General features: G+C 48.3%; 16 protein-coding genes and 1 tRNA gene. 5 read left to right on the forward strand and 12 right to left on the reverse strand.

The genetic code is table 11. The annotated features are described in order from the left end of the window. Positions 1-32: 32 nt before the first annotated feature. The 3 genes from ACFQY8_RS06385 to purE form a co-directional block, all read right to left on the reverse strand. Positions 33-335 carry a hypothetical protein gene (locus ACFQY8_RS06385; protein WP_377939055.1) on the reverse strand — a complete coding sequence of 101 codons (303 nt, stop codon included), beginning with the start codon at positions 333-335 and terminating at the stop codon, positions 33-35. 219 nt (positions 336-554) lie between these two features. Next, positions 555-1724 carry a 5-(carboxyamino)imidazole ribonucleotide synthase gene (purK, locus tag ACFQY8_RS06390; protein ID WP_377939056.1) on the reverse strand — a complete coding sequence of 390 codons (1170 nt, stop codon included), beginning with the start codon at positions 1722-1724 and terminating at the stop codon, positions 555-557. Further along, entirely contained in the window at positions 1708-2217 is a 510-nt protein-coding gene (gene purE, locus ACFQY8_RS06395) for a 5-(carboxyamino)imidazole ribonucleotide mutase (protein WP_377939057.1), read from the reverse strand. The genes purK and purE overlap by 17 nt, the downstream gene beginning before the upstream one ends. 185 nt (positions 2218-2402) lie before the next feature. Between purE and ACFQY8_RS06400 the strand changes: the two genes are divergently transcribed. Next, a tRNA-Arg gene (locus tag ACFQY8_RS06400) sits at positions 2403-2475 on the forward strand. A gap of 18 nt (positions 2476-2493) precedes the next feature. Here ACFQY8_RS06400 and ACFQY8_RS06405 read toward each other — a convergent pair. The 3 genes from ACFQY8_RS06405 to ACFQY8_RS06415 form a co-directional block, all read right to left on the reverse strand. Beyond that, the gene (locus tag ACFQY8_RS06405; RefSeq protein ID WP_377939058.1) at positions 2494-4239 is read right to left on the reverse strand and encodes a hypothetical protein; all 1746 of its coding nucleotides are present in this window, start codon (positions 4237-4239) and stop codon (positions 2494-2496) included. A gap of 16 nt (positions 4240-4255) precedes the next feature. Further along, complete coding sequence (locus ACFQY8_RS06410; RefSeq protein ID WP_377939059.1) at positions 4256-5116, reverse strand: ABC transporter ATP-binding protein; 861 nt, start codon at positions 5114-5116, stop codon at positions 4256-4258. Positions 5117-5282: 166 nt separating this feature from the next. After that, positions 5283-5714 (reverse strand): Ohr family peroxiredoxin, encoded by a 432-nt coding sequence (locus tag ACFQY8_RS06415; RefSeq protein WP_377939060.1) that lies wholly within the window; start codon positions 5712-5714, stop codon positions 5283-5285. A gap of 177 nt (positions 5715-5891) precedes the next feature. Between ACFQY8_RS06415 and ACFQY8_RS06420 the strand changes: the two genes are divergently transcribed. Continuing rightward, positions 5892-7088, forward strand: a complete 1197-nt coding sequence (locus ACFQY8_RS06420; protein WP_377939061.1) for an SLC13 family permease — start codon at positions 5892-5894, stop codon at positions 7086-7088. 56 nt (positions 7089-7144) lie between these two features. On the opposite strand, the gene dnaG is transcribed toward ACFQY8_RS06420, so the two are convergent. Beyond that, complete coding sequence (dnaG, locus tag ACFQY8_RS06425; RefSeq protein WP_377939062.1) at positions 7145-9181, reverse strand: DNA primase; 2037 nt, start codon at positions 9179-9181, stop codon at positions 7145-7147. 348 nt (positions 9182-9529) lie between these two features. Here dnaG and acnA point away from each other — a divergent pair, with 348 nt between their 5' ends. The 3 genes from acnA to icd are packed head-to-tail and all read left to right on the forward strand — an operon-like array spanning position 9530 to position 14535. Beyond that, positions 9530-12229 (forward strand): aconitate hydratase AcnA, encoded by a 2700-nt coding sequence (gene acnA, locus ACFQY8_RS06430; RefSeq protein WP_377939063.1) that lies wholly within the window; start codon positions 9530-9532, stop codon positions 12227-12229. Then, a complete protein-coding gene (locus tag ACFQY8_RS06435; protein ID WP_377939064.1) occupies positions 12226-13356 on the forward strand; it encodes a citrate synthase in 1131 nt (376 codons plus the stop codon). Before acnA ends, ACFQY8_RS06435 begins: the two co-directional genes overlap by 4 nt. Continuing rightward, on the forward strand, positions 13357-14535 hold the full coding sequence (icd, locus tag ACFQY8_RS06440; RefSeq protein WP_377939065.1) for an NADP-dependent isocitrate dehydrogenase: 1179 nt from the start codon (positions 13357-13359) through the stop codon (positions 14533-14535). It begins immediately after the preceding gene. Between the two features lie 69 nt (positions 14536-14604). Here the strand turns inward: icd and ACFQY8_RS06445 are convergent, their stop codons facing one another. The 5 genes from ACFQY8_RS06445 to arfA form a co-directional block, all read right to left on the reverse strand. Continuing rightward, on the reverse strand, positions 14605-15903 hold the full coding sequence (locus ACFQY8_RS06445; protein ID WP_377939066.1) for a deoxyguanosinetriphosphate triphosphohydrolase: 1299 nt from the start codon (positions 15901-15903) through the stop codon (positions 14605-14607). Positions 15904-15905: 2 nt separating this feature from the next. Further along, entirely contained in the window at positions 15906-17300 is a 1395-nt protein-coding gene (gene alr / locus ACFQY8_RS06450; protein ID WP_377939067.1) for an alanine racemase, read from the reverse strand. An 8-nt stretch (positions 17301-17308) separates the two neighbouring features. Beyond that, entirely contained in the window at positions 17309-17803 is a 495-nt protein-coding gene (locus ACFQY8_RS06455) for an S-ribosylhomocysteine lyase (protein ID WP_377939068.1), read from the reverse strand. Positions 17804-17961: 158 nt separating this feature from the next. Then, complete coding sequence (locus ACFQY8_RS06460; RefSeq protein WP_377939069.1) at positions 17962-19308, reverse strand: ABC transporter substrate-binding protein; 1347 nt, start codon at positions 19306-19308, stop codon at positions 17962-17964. A gap of 229 nt (positions 19309-19537) precedes the next feature. Next, positions 19538-21112: an arabinosylfuranosidase ArfA gene (gene arfA / locus ACFQY8_RS06465; protein WP_377939070.1), complete on the reverse strand. Its 1575-nt coding sequence runs from the start codon at positions 21110-21112 to the stop codon at positions 19538-19540. Between the last annotated feature and the right edge of the window lie 214 nt (positions 21113-21326).

A 21326-nucleotide genomic window follows, 5' to 3' on the forward strand; every position in this document is an offset into this window, starting at 1 on the left:
TTGAACGTATCATCGAATCAATCGTCTTCATCTTATCCCCAAACCTTAGCACTATCGTTATGATTTGATGCACTACCATTTAGTATGAGTGAAGCTGTGACTTTTGTCTTAGTAGTGTGACCTTCTACACAGCCGCCATCTTGACATACCCGAATAAAGCCTGGTAATTTTGTTTTTGCATATACACCAGCTGTAGATTTGGTCCATGTATAGTTCCAATTTCCATCTATGCGAGTGTTAGATATGTTACCTGTCACAGCTTGTGCAGACTGTACACCGACAGACAACAGCAACGCCGCGACTACTGAAGTGAACGGCAGAATCTTCTTTTTCATGTCATGCTCCTTTGCATACAGTTGCCTACCGTTCTGTAGGTATCCATATTCTATCTCTGTAAATATCTACAAAAATTCACTGTCTCAATATACAAGCACTCTTCGTTTTAAAATTTGAATATTCTAGCAACACAAGACACACACCACGTCGGATAATAGCTGAGGTCCCCAGGGTATACCCTGGGGGACCTCAACATTTCTCGTTAATCTATCTTCACTTTACTCATCCCAAATTCCAGTAGAAGCAAGTCGTGCTTTTATCCCGTCAGTATCACTGCCAAGGACAGTAATGTGCCCCATCTTACGGTTATACTTAACGACCGCCTTGCCATAGTCATGTACATGCCATTCAGGATGTTCAGCGGTAGCATTAAACACAGAGTCTACGTGCTGACCAAGCACATTAACCATGACTGCTGGGCTCAAAAGTCGTGGCTGCTGAAGTTCCCAACCAGCAATGCCCAAGACGTGCATATCAAACTGATCAAAATCACACGCTTCGATGGTGTAGTGTCCTGAGTTATGCGGACGCGGAGCGAGTTCATTGACGATGACTCGACCACCAGCGCACACAAAAAGCTCGATGGCGAGAGTACCAGCTAAATTGAAACCCTGCGCAAGGGTAAGAGCTAAAGAATGAGCTACTTTATCCACTGCCATATCCATATCACTTGGATGTACACCGTAAGCAGGAGCAGTAGTGATATGCAAGATGTTATCGACATGCTCATTCTTTACAACAGGAAACGTCACAAAGTCAGCACCATTACCCGATACCAAGATAGATGCCTCATACTCAAAGTTTACAAAACCTTCGAGCACACTCTGTTCGAAGTTCTCACCCCACTGGGTTTCTACTTCCTCCACATCAGCAGTGGTCTTGAGCACCTTCTGACCATGACCGTCATAGCCACCTTCAGCCGTCTTGAGTACTGCTGGCAGACCAATGCGAGAGACCGCATCGCGCAGTTCAGTCATATTAGTTACTGACTCCCAATGTGCAGTTTCAATACCGTGACTGTTGACGAAAGTTTTCTCAGCGATACGATTCTGAGTTACTCGCAACAAATCTGTACCCTGTGGAATATCGACGATGTCACGTACTAAGTCAAGTGCATCTGCATCAACGTTTTCAAACTCATACGTTAGGACATCAGACAGTTCAGCAATCTCACGAATAGCATCCTGATCATCGTAATCAGCGACGATATGCTGATTACACACGCCAGCGGCCGGACAGCCTTCTGTAGGGTCTAAAACTACAGTATGAAATCCCATGTAGCGGGCAGACAGCGCCATCATCTGACCGAGCTGACCACCGCCAATAATACCGATGGTTGCACCACGAATTAAACGTTTCACTGGTGTCGAATTAGTCAAGCTTGGCATTGGACTCCTCTACCATGTCTTTGAGTTCATTGCGGTAGTCTTCAAGTGCCTGAGCGAGAGCGCTATCAAAAGTCGATAAGATACTGACTGCCAGGAGCCCAGCATTTGTAGCACCAGAATTTCCAATTGCAGTCGTCGCTACAGGAATACCTCCCGGCATCTGCACAATAGAGAGTAGCGAATCTACCCCGCTTAAAGCACGCGACTTCACAGGTACTCCGATGACAGGCAAGGTTGTCTGAGCAGCAGTCATACCTGGTAAGTGTGCCGCACCTCCTGCTCCCGCAATGATGACCTTGATACCTTTATCCCGCGCCGAGTGTGCAAATTCTGCCATGAGCTCAGGGGTACGATGTGCAGAAATGACTTGCTTGATGTAAGGTACGTTAAAGCGCTCGAGAATCTCGCACGCATGACTCATCGTCTCCCAGTCACTGCTCGAACCCATAATTACCGCGACTTGAGGCGCATTGTGAGATATATTGTCAGCCACAGGACTCTCCTTAAAACCTTTGAATAGTTCGGATTTTACTCGCTGAACACGAAGTATGAGGCGTTTTGTCACCTCTTATGAGATGAATGAGATACACATGTCCACTTCCGTAGGTGCCCCTGTGCGCTACAATGAACTTTGCATGTGTGAAACTATGATTTTCATAGTTAGTTCTCATGATGCACGCCCGCGTAGCTCAGTGGATAGAGCAGGTGACTTCTAATCTCCGTGTCGCAGGTTCGACTCCTGTCGTGGGCACCTATTTAGTGTGGACACTTATCGATTGAGCTGTGCAAACTTTCGCAGATTCTTTTGAATGGTCAAACGCCGTGTGTCAGTAAGTGCTCCGCCGAGGATATTACCAGCGATAAACACAATCATAGATATTACTACTTGCACACCCGCAGCAATACAAACCGCAAACGTCACGTTTTCCGTTTGCACAGCAATGATTCCAGCTGCCGTTCCTGCAGGTGCAAAAGTTACGAGCAAAGCCAGTATCCACGCCAGTGGAACGAATACCTGAGCCGCAGTCCGCCCTTGAGGATTCTTCATAGGCTGATCTGCACTTGGCACGGGATACATCACCAGTGATGACAGCACGGCCGAAATACCAATTCCCGACAAAAGCATTGCTAAAGAGAAAATGACAGCTATGGTAAAGATTTGCATCTGCGACGCCATATTCCCCACAAAGAAAGCGTATACACTGACGATAATCTCAAACACTGCGCCTATAGTGAGTTGCACGATGCTTCGTGCCCACCAATCTGTCACGCCTTTGACACCCGCCATCGTATGCATGATAAATGCTGGCCCATCATATGAAAGCATATTAAGACCCATAATGCACATAAAGAAAGCTGTCAGCGGGATAATCATGATGAGCATCTCTTTAATCCCCGACGTCATGGCTTGGAATGTAAAGATGCCCGCAAAGAGTATAGGCATGATAAGAGAAATTCCGTAGCGAACATCACGCTGCCAGCTTGTACCAATACGCGCAATAATTGCTGTCAATGGTGAATGTACAAAGTTCATCGCAAAAAGTCCCAATCCACGTTTTGACACGTTTTGATCACTTTGCTGCGTTTTTCCTTGAAGAATCTCGCGACGCATCGACCAGTCAAAAGCAAGTGCGAGGAGCCACATACCTACTGCCCATAGCACTATACGCATCACTAGAGTAAGGATGCTTATTAACGAAAGTGCTGCAATATCGTAGGAGACGACATTGATACTTGCTAATGGAGTCCAGCTCAGTACCCGCCCTATTTTCACGAGTTGGAGCCAAGCGAACGATTGCTCTTGAGATGCAAGCTTGTCAAACATCGCATCTACTTGCTCATCTGTGGCATGTGATCCCGCCATAATCTCGGCTTGGCTGCTCAGATGACTTGTGGTTAGGCTCCCTACTTGAGAAAGGAGGATAACGACGATAACGAAAATAACGTAAATAACAGTTCGCGCTTTTTTACTTTGAAAAAGAGTGAGTGCAAGCGTACTCAATGTCCGCGAAAGGAACTGAGAAAGCCCCACCGCTAAGACACTTGTTACAGCGGATACTATCCATAGTCCTACGATTAGAACAAGAGAGTGCACACTAGCAGTCACACTCAGAGCCGTCGCGCCCCACAGCATAAAGAAGAGAGCGATTCCTGACGGTTGAAACATCGAAGAAATGACTAATGCAGAGCGAATTGTCGCATGTGATAAGCCGAATCGAGATAAGTCACGAGCATTTATTCCGCCTTGCCCGAATGCAGCAATCTGCATAATAGAAATAAATACTGTTCCTATCCCCCACACAGCAGCAATGACATACCCCACATTTGCGTCATGTATGTCTCGCAGAGTCTGAGAAGCAAAGTTTACGTTCAGGAAAACAAACCACATGCCTACCACGGCAGCTATCCAGAAAATGAGGGAGATGACAAGACCAATCGCTTGCCATACTGATTTACGCGCCGTAGCAAGTGTCAATGCCCAGCGAAGTTTAACGACCGTGAGGATATCACGCATCGTATTTTCTCTTTTCCTACTGAGCATCAACATCACCACCGAGCGAGTTTGTATTAGCATTCTCGGTGTTATCGGTATCGCTAGTTTCGTCGGCATGACCACTTACTGCTGCGTTACCATCCACTCCACCGTCAAGCCAGGAAAGCTGCGCTGCTTCGTGCCTACCGCCTACGAGCTCTAAGAATCGGTCTTCTAAATCTTTACCCGTTGCAACTTCGTCCAGCGTACCCGAAGCTCGAACCTCTCCATCCGCAATAACTGCCACATGAGAACACATTTTCTCAACTAGACTCATCACATGAGATGAGATAATGACCGTTCCGCCCGTTGCTACATACTCTTTGAGGATATCTTTGAGATTTGCCGAAGATACAGGGTCAACAGCCTCAAAAGGCTCGTCAAGAAAAAGAATGCGCGGGCTATGAATCATCGCAGTGCCCAAGCAAATCTTCTTTTTCATACCAGTGGAATAGTCCGCGACAATCTTGTTTTCAGCATCACTCAAATCAAATGCGTCAAGCAAATCATGCGCACGACGAAGAGTTTCTGGCTTTTTCATACCGCGCAACATACCTGAATAGACAAGAAGCTGCAAGCCGGTGAGTCGATCAAAGATTTCATCTGCCTGTGGCATAACGCCCATCTCACGTCTGGCAGTATCAACGTTGCGCCATACGTCCACGCCAAAAAGCTCCACGGTACCCGACGTGGGCAAAAGCATACCCGTACACATATTGAGCGTCGTTGTTTTTCCCGCTCCGTTTGGACCGACAAGTCCATAAAAAGAGCCAGCAGGAATATCCAATGATATGGAAGAAACAGCTTTCTTTTTACCGTATATTTTTGTTAATGCATTAATACTCAGCGCAGTAACCATATGGTACCGTACCTTTCGTCTGTCTTCTCCTTAACTAGGGTACGTTACATTTCTGCATATATGCAACTAAATATGTGAATATGCTTACTCCAAGATACTGCTAGCTACCACAAACTATATTGCTTTCTCAGCATTTTCTCTGCACCAACATCGGTCACGATGCGCCTTAAAGATTCAACACAGCAATAATCTCTTCTGGAATATTTCCATGAGTCGCCTTGGAGTATGGGCAAATTTCATCGGCACGATACGCAAGTTTTTGAACGATATCGAGGTCCAGGTCTGGCACACAAACTTCAATCTTTGCAGATAGACCCACGCTTCCTTCGCTTTTACCGTCATCACCTATAGTGATTGAGACCCGTACTCGAGATTTCATCACTTTCATACCATTAACACGCATCTCTTTGGCAGCTGCCATAAGAGCGCTCTGATAGCACGCACCCCAACCAACTGCAAAGAGCTGCTCAGGGTTAACGCCTTCACCAGTACCTCCTAACTCTACCGGCGTTGAGGTTACAAATTGTGCAGACGGGTTTTCCGTCGTAGCGTGACCTGACCTTCCTCCGGTCACAATTGCGCATGCTGTATATGGCATTGCATTTCCTTTCATATCTGTGCATCTTCGCGTAGCGGTTTCCTACTTCACAAGTCGCTTATTTCGCTTATCGTGCGTTTATTGTAAGCACGGCGCGACACGGCACACCCGAATTTTCGCTGATGACACTTCTTTTCAGGATATACATATAAAATATTGAGGGATAAAGGAGATTACATGGGCCAGTGGCTTCTCGGGTGGGCGAAGAAAGAGATAGTTCTCATCGTCGCTACACTCCTTGCAATCGTGTCGTGTTTCATCGTGCCATTCGACGCACAGTATGCTACGTATATACATTGGACTACTCTGGCACAACTTCTCTCACTAATGATTGTGGTTGCCGCGCTCCAGCGCATTGGCGTATTCCACGTCATTGCCTCTCAGCTTCTCAAGACTGCTACTACTTCACGCATGGTCATTTTTATCTTGGTGTGTTTGCCATTTTTCTCGGCAATGCTTGTGACAAATGACGTAGCTCTTGTCACCTTCGTTCCATTTGCAATTTCAGTCTTGATTATGGCAGACAAGGAGGAATGGGCACCTCTCGTTGTCACTCTTATGACACTTGGAGCAAACATGGGGTCCATGCTTACTCCTATCGGTAACGCGCATAATCTCTATCTCAAAGCTCTTACCGGTATTTCCTCGTGGGACATGATTAAGATTATGGCACCATACTCAGCGGTGGCTTTTGCCTTACTTGCTTTGTGCATCTGGATTGGTTTCAACGGAAACAAAATGAAAGCAGTAGCCGACGAGAATGATCTCGAACGTTCTGTCTTTGCACCTTCTCCTACTACTGAAAAACCTGACGAGATTCGCATTATGAACTTTGGTGGTGGCTATACAGGCTGGCGTACTTGGGTTTATCTCGCACTTTTCATCGTATGCTTACTCGGAGTTGGCGATATCATCCCACTTTGGCTTATGCTCGCTATCGTAGTCGTTGTCATGCTCTTTTGTGATATACGGGTCTTCCGTACCATTGATTGGGGACTACCACTCACCTTTATGATGTTCTTCATCTTTATCGGAAATATGAAGCGCGTACCTGAGTTCTACTCTTTAGCGGCACAATTTGTCCAATATGATCCACTGGACGTCTCTGTCGTGACTTCGCAATTTATCTCAAACGTACCGGCTACCCTTCTGCTGTCAGGCTTCTCGCATCAGTGGACCGAACTTATCATCGGAACGAACTTAGGCGGCATGGGTACACTCATCGCGTCGATGGCATCGCTCGTATCCTACCGAAATATCGTAGCGAAGTTCCCTCATAAGAAGGGGCGCTATTTAGCTATATACACGGGACTTAATATTCTCTTCCTCGTCGTACTCCTTCCACTCGCGCATGTCATCACGTCGTTGTCCTAACCCACACAACGATAAGACGAGACTTTTCCTATCCTGATTTGTCAGTTTAAGTTCACCTAATTATTGTTTACGCTCATAGCATCTGCGCGAAGTTTCTCCAATTGAGTAATCTGCTGAAGAAGCTTCAACTTCTCCGTGTCATCTCCGACGCGATTCATCTGAATCCTCAGTCGAGCAATAGTGCGCATAGTGTCCGCGTCGATAAGTTTACCAGCCACCTGACTTGCAAATTGCGCCTGCGCAGGAGAAATGGAAGGCGCTCCCCCCTGTGCCTGTGCTTGAGACTCACGTGCAGAACCAATGGAATCATCCTCTTCAGGAATCGGCAGCTGCATCACAGCAAGCTCATCTATCACTGGCTTAAGCAGAGGCCCCGCAGCCTTGGAAAGGTTATGCATCCAAAGTCCCGCACTGACACTGCGGTCCGGAAGTCCTCCAGCTACCACTACCGCACGATAAAGGTCCCTAAAGACGGGTATAGCAAAGGTCGTTTCACTCATCAAAACAGCTGTTTGCTGGTCGAGTGCCCATGGAATTTGCACGAGCACAGCCATCATCTGCTGCTCAGCAGCGAACACAGCATCATCCACGCGATAGTAATGCTGGCTGTGAACGTTGTAGCGTTCGAGTGCCTTGCGATCTTGCGCAGTAGTAAAGTCAGGGCCTTCCAAACGACGAGCAGGAGTAAAACGTCCCCCACTATAAGCATCTTCGTCATGAATGTGGTGAGCGCGACGGTTTGATGCCACTTCTCTACGCATCGTATCAATGTCTATGCCAATCTCGCGTGCTGCATTTCGTGCGTACTCTCCCCACAGTGAACGGTCACGAATCTGCGCGATAATCGGCGCGACAGCTTTCATCGCACCCACACGCCCTGCAGTATATTGCGTATCAAAGCGAGAAATAGCAGTATGGATGACCCAATCTACAAGAGGCTGCTTCGAATCAATCAATTGCTTAATCGCATCATTGCCATACGTAATGCGCAAGTCACACGGATCCAAATTATCGCGAGCGATGGCAACGAAAGTTTGAGAGAGGAAAGCATTGTCAAGTTGAAAAGCGCGCAATGCCGCCTTCTGCCCTGCAGCGTCACCATCGAAAGTAAAAATTACACCTGATCCTTGAGTAGGGCCAACTAGTTTCAGCCCACCCATAGAAGAGTCAGAGATGAGGCGACGAATGAGTTTCGCGTGCTCCATACCAAATGCCGTACCACACGTCGCCACAGCATTTGTTACGCCTGCAAGATGGCATGCCATCACATCGGTATAGCCTTCCACCACCACGACTTGGCGATTCTCAGCGATAGAATTTTTCGCTAAGTCAATGCCGTAAAGTACACGATTCTTATGGTAAAGAGCTGTGTCTGCCGTGTTAATGTATTTACCAGGGTTCGTATCATCGTCGTAAAGTTTGCGCGCACCAAACCCGATCACCTGACCTGTCGTGTCACGAATAGGCCATGTAGCACGACCACGAAAATAGTCATACACCCCGCCTCGCTGATTTGCTCGAGCAAGACCCGCATCAATCATTTCCTGGTGCGTAAAGCCCTGTGATGCCAAGTGTCTCGAAAGCTCATCCCAACCACGAGGAGCATAGCCACAGCCGAAATATTCACAGTCTGCTTGCGAAAAATTTCTGCCTCCCAAAAGTTGGCGAGCAGGCAGCGCCTCTTTCGTCATAAGCTGACTCATAAAGAACTTTTGCGCAGCCGCATTTGCCTCAAGTAAACGCGAACGCGAAGAGCCACGATGCTGCGATACTTGCCCCTGTACCGACTGATCATAGTGAAGTTCAATTCGGTACTTGTCAGCAAGGAATTGCACAGCTTCGGGGAACTCAATTCCCTCTGCCCGCTGCACAAATTCAAAAACGTCGCCGCCGAGACCACAACCGAAACATTTCCAGTGATTATTAACTGTATTGACATTAAAGCTTGGAGTTTTCTCATCATGGAATGGGCATAGACCTTTGTATGCACTCGAACCAGCAGGCTGTAAAGTAACCGTCGCAGACACAATATCGTATAAATCCGCTGCTTCACGGACTTTTTCAATATCTTCTTTAACGATACGCCCTGCCATAACTCCCCTATCTTTTTAAGATATATCTACACTACTTCAACCTCACGAGTATCACTATACCGTTGGCTCTCAGCTGCATCTCTGTATTGCACGCACATGCATTCGTATGCATTTCTTCCGTGTTAACAATACCTAATAGTCCACAATATGACCGTTTTTATGATACAAATTTTGCCTGAAAATTCAAGCTTCATAGGTATTTCTCCCGGTCATATATGCCTATTTAACGTATCCGTAACATATATGCAAGGACAGATTTCTACACTGACATCACTTAAAGGTATCGCTTACGACAACGACAGTCACCAAGACCGCAGTGCCCGAGAAGGACCCTAGAAGGGAGTAATCATGACCCATCGTTCAACTTTGACTGTAAATGGCAAAGACTACAGTTACGTCGATATCGCACGCACGGTAAGTGAACACGGACATGACATCTCCGACATGCCGTACAGTATCCGCATTCTCCTTGAGAGCTTACTGCGCAAAAGTGCAGATGGCCCTGATGCCAACCAGTACATTAACGCTCTAGCAAGCTACGATGCAGCGCACATCAGCGGAGAGATACCGTTCAAACCAAGTCGTATCATTCTCCAGGACTTCACGGGAGTACCTGTAGTCGTTGACCTTGCTTCCATGCGTAACGCCATAGTAAAGCGCGGTGGCAAGGCACACGACATTAATCCTGAAATTCCTGTAGATCTTGTCATTGATCACTCTGTGCAAGTGGACGTATCAGGCTGCGCAGATGCATTGCCGCGCAATATGGCTCGCGAATTTGAGCGCAATGGCGAGCGATACACTTTCCTCAAGTGGGCTGAGGGCTCATTTGATAATTATCGCGTCATCCCTCCTGCTACTGGAATTATTCATCAGGTCAATATTGAGTATTTAAGCAACGTCATCATTGCCGACCACGATGGCACTGTCTACCCTGATTCCATGTTTGGCACAGATTCACACACAACCATGATTAATGGCATTGGCGTGCTCGGCTGGGGTGTCGGAGGTATTGAGGCGGAAGCCGCTATGCTCGGAGAAGCATCTTATTTCCCACTTCCTGAGGTTATCGGCGTACACATCACCGGAACACTACCTAAGACCGCTACTGCTACCGATGTAGCGCTTCACATTACTCATGTTCTCCGCCAAGAAGGCGTTGTGGGAAAGTTTGTGGAGTATTTCGGAGAGGGGCTCAGTCAGCTTGCTTTAGCAGACCGCGCCACCATCGCAAATATGGCTCCTGAGTACGGTGCTACGTGTGGTTACTTCCCTATCGACGAGGAAACTTTGCGGTATATGGAGCTCACAGGTCGAGATGCTGATCATATAGAACTGACACGCGCATACGCCACAGCAAATCATCTCTTCTACGATACTTCTGACGATACATCAGAAAAAGCGCAAGGGCACAAGTATCCTCGCTACACTCGAGTCGTCGAAGTAGACCTTGGCACAGTAGAGCCAAGCATCTCTGGCCCTAAGCGCCCTCAAGACCTCATAGCACTCAGTGATGCGAAAAAAGAGTTTAGAGCTAGCGTGACACGAGACGCTGGAGTACGCGGATTTGGCTTAAACAACGATGAGTTTAACAAAACTGCTACCGTCACAATGAATGGACATGATTATGAACTTAAAACAGGTCATGTAGCCATTGCCGCTATAACGTCGTGCACAAATACGTCTAATCCTTATGTGCTCATGGCCGCAGGACTCCTCGCACGCAATGCCGTCAACCTTGGTCTCTACGTAGATCCCACAGTCAAGACATCGCTGGCTCCTGGATCAAAGGTTGTGACCGGATACCTCACAAACTCTGGCTTGCAGAAGTATCTTGACCAGCTGGGCTTTAACATCGTAGGATACGGGTGCACGACGTGCATTGGAAATTCAGGTCCTCTCAGTTCTGAGGTAAGCGAAGCTATCACGCAAACCGATTTGCTTGCGAGCGCGGTGCTCTCTGGAAATCGCAATTTCGAGGGGCGCATTAACCCACTTGTCAAGGCAAACTTTCTTGCTTCCCCACCACTCGTCGTCGCCTATGCTCTCGCCGGGACAACTGATATTGACCTTACGCGCGAACCGCTCGGTTATGGAGCAAACGGCGAAGCTGTGTATTTGGCAGATATCATGCCTTCATCTCAAGAAATTGATGAATTTGTACGCCGATATGTGACACGAGAACTTTTTGAAGAGCAGTACGCTCACGTGTTTGACGACAATGCACGGTGGAACGCCATTGAAGTGGAATCTTCTGACACGTATGCATGGGATACGCACTCTACGTACATCCAAAATCCTCCATATTTCGACTCAGTAGACGAACCCGCGCGCATACCATCCCTCACAGGTCTTAAAGTCCTTGCTAAATTCGGCGACACGGTCACCACTGATCATATTTCACCTGCTGGTGCGATTGCGCTCAATTCCCCTGCGGGACAATACCTCACGGACCACGGTATTGCGCACCGTGATTTCAATTCATATGGGAGCCGTCGCGGAAATCACGAGGTCATGATGCGTGGCACATTTGGCAACATTCGCATTAAGAACGAACTTGCTGACGGAAAAGTGGGAGGTTTTACCAAGAAAGACGGTGCAATTACCACTATCTATGATGCGGCAATGGACTATAAAGCTCACGGCATCTCCACCCTCGTCATTGCGGGAAAAGATTACGGTATGGGTTCCTCACGCGACTGGGCAGCCAAAGGTGCAGGACTCTTAGGAGTCAAAGCGGTGCTCGCTGAGAGTTTCGAGCGCATTCACCGCTCAAACCTCGTCATGATGGGAGTTCTCCCTCTTCAATTCATCGATGGTCAGTGTGCACAATCTCTCGGGTTGACAGGATATGAAACGTACGATATCGCACTGCATTCAGATCCAAATATTCATGAAAAGGTGCGCATCACTGCCACACGTGCGGACGGCTCGCGCTTGGAGTTTAGCGCTATCGCTCGTTTCGATACAGCGGCGGACATTGAACAGTATAAGAACGGCGGAATCCTACCAATGGTCGTACGTAAAAAGTTAGGAGGCTTACAATGACTGACACAACTTCGCGCGACGGACTTAAAGATACTATCGCTTGCCAGACGCGCATTAGTTCCATTATCGATGAGCAACTTTCCTACGCAGGCTACAATATCTCTGAGCTTATGGACAACGGTGCAAGTTTTGAAGAGGTCATCTATCTCTTATGGAATTTGCATTTGCCTACGCAGATTGAGCTCAACCATTTCGTGACAGAACTACGCAATCATTATGAGATTTCCGATGCTGTCGAGCAATGCATCCTCATCCAATCTAGGCGTCACCTCCACCCGATGAGTGTCTTACGCTCTACAGTGAGTTTGCTCGGCGTATACAATGTGCATGCAGAGGACACCTCCCTTGAAGCTCGCTATGATCAAAGCATCCAGCTCATGGCAAAGATGCCGACGATTATCGCCACATTTGCTAGGCTCCGCAAAGGCCTTACGCCTATCGCACCACGCAAAGATTTAAGTTTCGCAGCAAACTTCCTCTACATGCTTAATGGTGCTGAGCCTGACCCTATCGCCGTAGAGGCGCTCGACAAAGCTCTCGTCCTTCACGCCGACCATGAACTCAATGCTTCCACATTTGCCGCCCGCGTGTGCGCTTCCACGCTCTCCGACATTTATTCTTGTGTGACCACTGCCATCGGTACGCTTAAAGGTCCTCTTCACGGTGGAGCGAACGAGCGTGTCTTTGAAATGCTCTGTGAGATCCGCGATACGAATGCGCAAGTAGAAGATTACCTTCAGGAGAAACTTAATTCCGCGGAAAAAATTACGGGCTTCGGGCATCGCGTTTACAAGCACCAAGATCCGCGTGAAAAATATCTGCGTGACATGGCACAAAAGCTCACCGAAGGTACCGATGATGAAATATTCTTCACTCTATCTCGCAGGATTGAAGATTATATGAAGAACACAAAGGGGCTTATCCCTAACGTAGACTTCTACTCTGCTACCGTATATCACAGCTTGGGCATTGACTCAGACATCTTTACTCTCGTCTTTGCGATGAGCCGCGTGTCAGGCTGGATAGCACATATCCAAGAACAACAGAAGCATAATAAACTTATTCGTCCACGCTCGCAGTATACTGGTCCGCAAAATCTTGAGTATTTACCTATAGGGAGGCGTTAAATGACTCGCATTACTATGACCTCTGGTACACTCGTTGTTCCAGATAATCCCACCATCCCATTCATCGAGGGCGACGGTATAGGTGCTGATATTTGGGAAAATTCACGTGCCGTATTTGATGCTGCTGTATCTTATACTTATGGCAGCACTCGCCACGTCGAGTGGAAGCAAGTCCTCGCAGGAAAGAAAGCCCACGCCCAGTGCGGCACAAGTCTTCCATCAGAAACTATCGAAGAAATTCGCCGCAGTCTCATTGCTATCAAAGGGCCGCTTGAAACTCCCGTCGGAGAAGGTATACGCTCTCTCAACGTAGCCTTGCGTCAAGAACTTGATTTATATGCTTGCGTGCGCCCTGTCCGCTACTTTGCTGGCATCGAAAGTCCTCTCAAACATCCTGAGAATACTGACATTACTATCTTCCGTGAGAATACCGAAGATATTTATGCTGGAATCGAGTGGAATGCTGGTACTTCTGAAGTTCGTAAGGTCATCGACTTCTTACAGCACAACATGAACGTTACTAAGATTCGGTTTCCCCAGACGAGTAGCATTGGCATCAAGCCAATTTCCCGCGAAGGCTCAGAGCGTCTCATCCGCAGCGCCATTGAATATGCGCTGGCACATAAACTCAGGCACGTCACACTTGTACATAAAGGCAATATTCAAAAATTTACCGAAGGTGGATTCCGCCGATGGGGTTACGAGCTGGCACAACGCGAATATGCGAACGAGATTGCAGACGGGCGTTTGGAAATCAATGATATTATCGCCGATAATTTCCTCCAGCAAATCTTACTCAATCCGCAGCGTTTCGACGTCGTTGCCCTTACTAATCTTAATGGAGACTACGCCTCTGATGCTCTTGCCGCTCAAGTAGGAGGTATCGGCATCTCTCCCGGTGCGAATATCAACTACGCGAGTGGTCATGCTATCTTCGAGGCAACCCATGGCACAGCTCCAGACATCGCAGGACAGAACAAGGCAAATCCAAGTTCGCTCCTTCTATCTGGCTGTATGATGTTTGAGTATATCGGCTGGAGCAAGGTAGCAGATGTCATTCGCGAAGCACTCCAGAAAACTTTTGCCGCTGGACTTTTTACCGCAGATCTTGCCCCATCAGCTCGTACAGCGTTGAGTACAAGTGACTTCGCGCAGGCTGTGATAGACCAGATCTCGTAATTGAGAAAGCTTGCATACTCTAACGTACCACATACAACTGTGCGCCTGTGCGCACACCTATGTGCGGTACTACCCGCATACCACCGCATGCAAGCTCATCGCTGAGGTATCTGTCAGGCTTGCGACTTGATCTATAGCGACACGGAGGCGTTCATCATCGGCGGACGCCTCATTCCAATCTGCAAGGAAATGCGGCTCAAGCAGAGGGCTCGGATGCTGCCCTCCCTCCATCAGAACAGAGACCAAATCTTCAAGAATCGTAATCTGCTGATGTCGGGATACTTCCCGCTCTCTTGGTTCCATGACGGAGAAGACAGCCAGTCCTTTAAGGTATGTAATTTCATAACTTGTCTCTTCAGGAACAACTACACGTGCACTATATCGCGTCAGATTCCCGTCACCATAGCGAGCGCGAGTGGCTTTTTCTACTGAGCTGGCGAAGTGTCCAATTATGTCAGAAGTCATATTTTTCAAGCGTGCGAGGTCACGGCGTGTAGAGTCAAATGTGTGAGGAAGTAGATTTGCATCATTGAGCCGTTGATATGCAGCTATGAGTTTATCGCTATCCCATGTATCTCCATACCAATCGTGAATGCTTGCGACAGTTGCGTCGATGACATCTGCAGCGTGCATATCTTCGACGATGAGTGACCTGCCTACGATGGCGTCTTCGACGTCGTGCACTGAGTATGCAATGTCGTCAGAGAGATCCATGATGTATGCTTCCATCGGTTTTGCATACTGTTGAGCGCCATTGTCTTTTTTCAGCCATTCAAATGCGGCGATGTCACTGTCGTAGACGCAAAACTTGTGACCTTTAGAGCCTTGTGGGTGGTGCTGTCCCTGCTGCCATGTCCATGGGTACTTCGTCGCTGCATCGAGAGCTGCTCGGGTGAGATTTACTCCTGCTGAGCGTCCATCGGGATGAAATATTTTAGGCTCGAGTCGTGTAAGAATTCTGAAGGTCTGAGCATTTCCCTCAAATCCGCCGATAGAACTTGAGATATCCATCAGTGTGGTCTCGCCGTTATGTCCGAACGGTGGATGTCCTAAATCGTGTGCAAGGCATGCGCAGTCTACAACATCGGGGTCGCACCCGAAAATTTCTGCGATTTGGCGACCGATTTGGGCTACTTCGAGAGTGTGTGTGAGGCGTGTACGAGCGAAATCATTCGTCCCTGCTACGAGAACTTGAGTTTTTGCTCCCAGTCTGCGAAGTGCAGACGAATGGACTAGGCGTGCTCGATCGCGCTCAAATTCCGTGCGATTGCGTGCTTTTTGGCTCTCCTGCGCCCATCGCTCTTCATCGTATGAGCTGTAGCCTTCCGCGTGTACACGACTTTCCGCATCTACCTCGTTGACACTCATGATTATGATATGACTCTCTCGCCAAGCTCATCAGACAGCAAATGAATATCGTCGTGGCGGAGCACTGTTTGAGCATTGATATATATGCGAGGGATACGGTTGCGTAAACATGTGAAGATTTCATAGCTAATCGTGTCTGCGCACCTTGCCCAATCGTCAGCAGTTGGCTCGCCATACTTTTCGCCTCGTCCGGGACCGAAAAGTTTGACGGTGTCGCCTTCACAGATGCCCATTTCTTCAGCATCTCCGCCTAAATCGAGCACGCACTGATCCATACATACTCTGCCTGAGACGTGGACAATCTTCGTCTGCCCTGTCGCCAGCTGCACGGCTACAGGTCCGCCCTCATGCTCGCGCTTTTGGGTGCCGAGCGCGTTAAAGCCTGAAGCGCTGCGATGGATACCGTCTGCATAGCCTACAGGCATGTCTGCGGTCGATGTGGCAACGCGTGTGATGTATGTACGACCGTAAGAGATACCGTGTCCCGCTGGCAAATGCTTAATAGTCCCCAGCTGTGCCTGCAAAGTCATCGCAGGTGTGAGTCCCCAGTCGCTTGGCGTCCCCATGACAACGTCGGGTTCATATCCATACAAGCCGATACCGGGACGTACGAGCTCAAAATAAATTTCAGGGCGAGTAAATGTCGCAGCAGTATTGGCGAGGTGTCGTACTTGTGGCGGCACACCTGCTGCGCGCATATCGTACACACGCTCATTGAAATTACGAATCTGCATCTCAGTTATGTCTCGCGCGTCAGCGTCCTCAGGCGCATCTGCTACAGCGAGATGGCTCATGATACCGATGACAGTGATAACGCCTTCAGTCTTGTACGTTACAAGTTTTTCTAACGCCTGCGGGAAATTATCCTCCGTGAATCCATTGCGCCCAAAGCCTGTCTCAACCTGCACATGCACGCGAGCACGCTTCCCTGCTTCACGCGCAGCCGCAGCTATAGCGTCGATGTCGCGCAGTGAGCCACATGCCACGTCGATATCTTGTGTGATGAGTTCAACGAACGGGGACGTTGATGCCGAAAACATCCACGCGAGAATATGCGCACGCTCAGGTCCAATTCCCGCGGCACGAAGCTCTAGTGCTTCACGCGCCTGAGCCGTGCCAAGCCATGTAGCGCCACCAGCAAGAGCAGCAAGAGCTGAAGGAATTAAGCCATGTCCGTAAGCATCAGCCTTTACTACCCCCATGACCGCAGGAGCTGGTACTCCTGCCTCGTGTGCTCGAGATGCAGTCAGAGACACCATATGTGCCATATTGTGCTGTAACGATTGGAGATCGACTAATGCCTGTGCTGGGTATTCGCGTAAAGCAGCATCATATACGGCATGTCCTTCATATGACAGTTCATCAGGATTAAAATTTTTTACTGCAGAAAGCGACATGAGTAAATTTACTCCACTACCTTACGCTCGAAAGCATCACTGCTGATGCCTTGGCTCAAAATAAGTTTGCACCACTCTTTAGCTGTAAACAGCGAGTGATCTTTGTAATTGCCACACGTCTCAATGGTGGTCGCCGGAACGTCTTCCCACTTCGCTTCGTATGCGATGAATTCCAAAGATTCCTTGACGGCGCGAGCGACATCTTCGCTCGTGTGCTCGCCCCACGCAAGAAGATGGAAACCAGTACGGCACCCAAATGGTGAGCAGTCAATGTACCCAGGAATGCGCTTACGCAAAGTAACGGCGATAGTGTGCTCGATAGTATGTAAGCCACCGGTAGGAATTGCATTCTCATTCGGCTGCACAAGGCGAACGTCATAGTTAGAAATGATGTCGCCGTGTGGTCCACTCTGTGTATCAATCAACCGGACATACGGCGCCTTCACTGCAGTGTGATCGAGGCTAAAGCTTTCTGGCATGACGTCATTAGCATTTTCTGACATAGCAATCCCCTTTAAAGGTTACGTTTGACAAGGTGGTATGTGCCCCTCATTATAGGCGTTCCATGCTACGAAACGGTCATGGCACCTAAAACGTACCATGACCGTTTCGCGAGAGAAAAGAAAGTGTGCGAGCAAAAGCTCTTAAGAGCTAAGAGAGTTTACTCCTTGACCTGATAGCCCTGCTGCTTAGCATAGCTGACGAGGTCATCTTGCCATGCCTTGACACCGTCGGTAAGCTTCTGCTTGCCGGTGTAAGACTTGCCAACGAAATCACCGAACTTGCCGCGAGCATAGACTTCGAACGGGAGGAACTTGTAGCCAGAGCGGACATTCTTTGCTGCCTTTGCGAGCTCTTCGTTAAACTTCTGACCGCCGAAGTACTCATGTGCCTTGCCATCAGCGTCGGTAATGGAGGTCTGGCTCAAGAAGCTGTCTGAAGACAAAGTATCGTTATCAGCTGGGAATGCACCACCCTCTACGCGGGTTGCGATACCGTCCTTATTGTGGGTGACATATTCAACGAACTTATATGCTGCATCAACTTTTGCCTTGTCGGAAGACTTGACAACTGCGAGAGAAGAGCCACCAGACTCGGAGCCAGCAGGCTGACCATCGGAAGTAGGCATCTGTGTAATGCGCCACTTGCCGTCACCGTTAGGCGCACCAGACAGGAGGTTGTATGGCATCCACGCACCGATGAGCAAGGAAGCGATAGAACCATTGTCCAAGCCCTTGTTCCAGTCATCAGTCCAGCCAGCAGTCTTGGTGTCGATGAGGTCCTCGTCGATGAGCTTCTGCCACCATGCTTCGAAGCCCTTTACCTTGTCATCACCGGTCAAGTTAATTGTGACGGTCTTACCGTCAGACGACGTTGAGAATGGCTTTGCGCCGTTCTGCCATGTCATAGAATCAAAGAAGCCAGCATCGCCTGAGTCAGATGTGATATAGGAACCGGTAGCGCGAACCTTCTTTGCAGCCTCGTAGAACTCATCCCACGTCTTAATCTGAGTAGGATCTACGCCTGCCTTGTCAAAGACTTCCTTGTTGTAGAACCATGCCATTGGACCTGAATCCATTGGAAGACCGTATACACCACCGTTGATGTTTACGGAAGACCACGTACCTGGAGTGTAGAACTTGCTGAAGTTCTTTGCACCGTTGTCTGCGATGTTCTGAACATAGCCGCGAATGACATATTCAGGAAGTGCATAGTACTCAATCTGTGCTACGTCTGGGGCACCAGAATTCGCCTGCATAGCGTTACTTAATGCTGTGTACTCGTCCTTCGTAGTACCAGCATTAACGACCTTAACTTTAATATTTGGATTTGCCTTTTCAAAACCCTTGACAGTACGTGGCATGGTAGAATCCCAAGCCCACACAGTCAAAGTAGTCTTTCCATTAGCACTCGTGTTTGCGCTACCAGAATTTGAACCGCATGCTGCAATCGAGCCAAGCATAGCCAATGAACCGATAAGAGCTATCGCCTTCTTACCAAACTTCATAATTGAGTCCTTTCTCAATATTCCCACGACTTTGCTGAAATTCTTACCTCTGAGACTCCCTCATTATCCATTGAGCACAGGGATAACATTTCACGAACTTCAGTGTTCACTTTATGTCGTCTCCATCAGTATAACACTAAAAAATGTTTACGTAAACATTTTTACAATTTCAGCGAAGTGTCTCCCACATAGTGCCATTATCATTCCCATCCTGTATTGCCACACGCCACTACTTAACATGCACGACAGTCCACGAAACCGCAGGAATAGTTACACTGACTTCATGACTTTCTGAGCCCAACTCCGCCGAAGAGTTGTCTTGAGGTACGACATGAAGCTGATTGTCATAAGTATTCGCAGCCATATAGTCATCACTATGCAACGTCAGAGCACATGCTTGCGTATAGACACCTTGCGGAAGACTGATAGTCACACGCGCTTCGCTATCCATCGAGCGATTGACGAGCAGGACAGCGTATGAGCCATCCGCTTCTTTGACAACCACAGAATTTACACCATCAACCGCTCCATACGCGGGAGTCTCAATGCTATCGGAAACAAGCTTGGCTTCCAAAACGACTCCACCCTTTGCTTCATGAGCCGCTTGAGCAAATGGATAGAACGTCGTTTGACGCCACGCATCGCCGCCTTTGATGGTCATGATTGGCGCAATGACGTTGACAAGCTGAGCCAACGATGCAGACCGAACCACGTCACAATTCTTCAACAAAGTGATAAGTAAATCGCCAAAAACTACAGCGTCGAGCGCGGAGTACACATCCTCCAGAAGATGCGGAGCTACAGGCCAGTTATCGATACCTTCTGGAACCTTGCTCTTCTCTTGCGATTGATACCATACATTCCACTCATCAAAACTGATAAAGACACGATGGTCACTCTTCTTCTGCGCTTTGACGGAGGCAATAATGTGAGCTACTTCCTTAATAAAGCCATCCATATCAACGCCAGAAGCGAGGAAACTTTGCATATCTCCGTCGTATCGTGCGGGTTCGTAGTATGCATGGCAGGAGATAAAGTCGACGAGGTCATAGGTATGGCTCAGTACCGTTTCCTCCCACGCGCCGAAAGTGTCCATATTGTGCCCCGAGGAACCGCACACAATGAGTTCAGCTCGCGGGTCAATCTGCCGTATACCTCGCGCAACATCTGCAGCCAAAGTACCATAATCTTCAGCACTCTTGTGTCCCAGCTGCCATGGACCGTCCATCTCGTTGCCCAGGCACCACATGCGAATGCCAAACGGCTCTTGAGCCCCATTTGCTCGTCGTGCTTCAGACAGCGCAGTTCCCGATGGTACATTCGCATATTCCACAAGATCAAGTGCTTCTTGAAGTCCGCGCGTGCCAAGATTGACCGCTTCCATCAGCTCATATGACTGTGAGTGATGCGACCGATCTACTCCCTCGCCCAACTCGCCAACCGTCTTCAGCCATTGAACCATTTCGTGCAGCCCAAACTCATTTGTTTCCGTAGAATGCCATGCAGTGTCTATACGATGAGGGCGACTTTCACGCGGGCCGACGCCATCTTCCCAACGGTATCCTGATACGAAATTTCCTCCCGGGTAGCGTATCGTCGTAGCACCGAGTTCGCGGACGAGTTCAATGACGTCCGTCCGGAAACCGTTTTCATCAGCACGTGGATGATCTGGTTCATAAATACCCTCGTAGACACAACGTCCAAGATGCTCAACAAAGGAGCCAAAAATTCTATCTGGCACATCAGCCACTTCAAAATCATCGTCAATGATAATGCGTGCATGTAATGGAGAAGTTGACATCATCGTCCCTTTTAGTTAAAAGTTAATACAAATTTTATTCTGTCCTATTATATGCGCCTTATATACGCCGTCATTAATCTTTGCGCATTCTTTGCATCACCTCTAAAGAAGCATTACTTCTAAAGGTTATAAAGAAAACGTGAAGCCCAAGAGAACTTGAGCTTCACTATCTTCGAGGATCGAAATGCAAGAGGAGAGACGCTAAGAAATTACTCCA

The sequence above is a fragment of the Alloscardovia venturai genome (genome assembly GCF_042676605.1).
Classification (GTDB): domain Bacteria; phylum Actinomycetota; class Actinomycetes; order Actinomycetales; family Bifidobacteriaceae; genus Alloscardovia; species Alloscardovia venturai.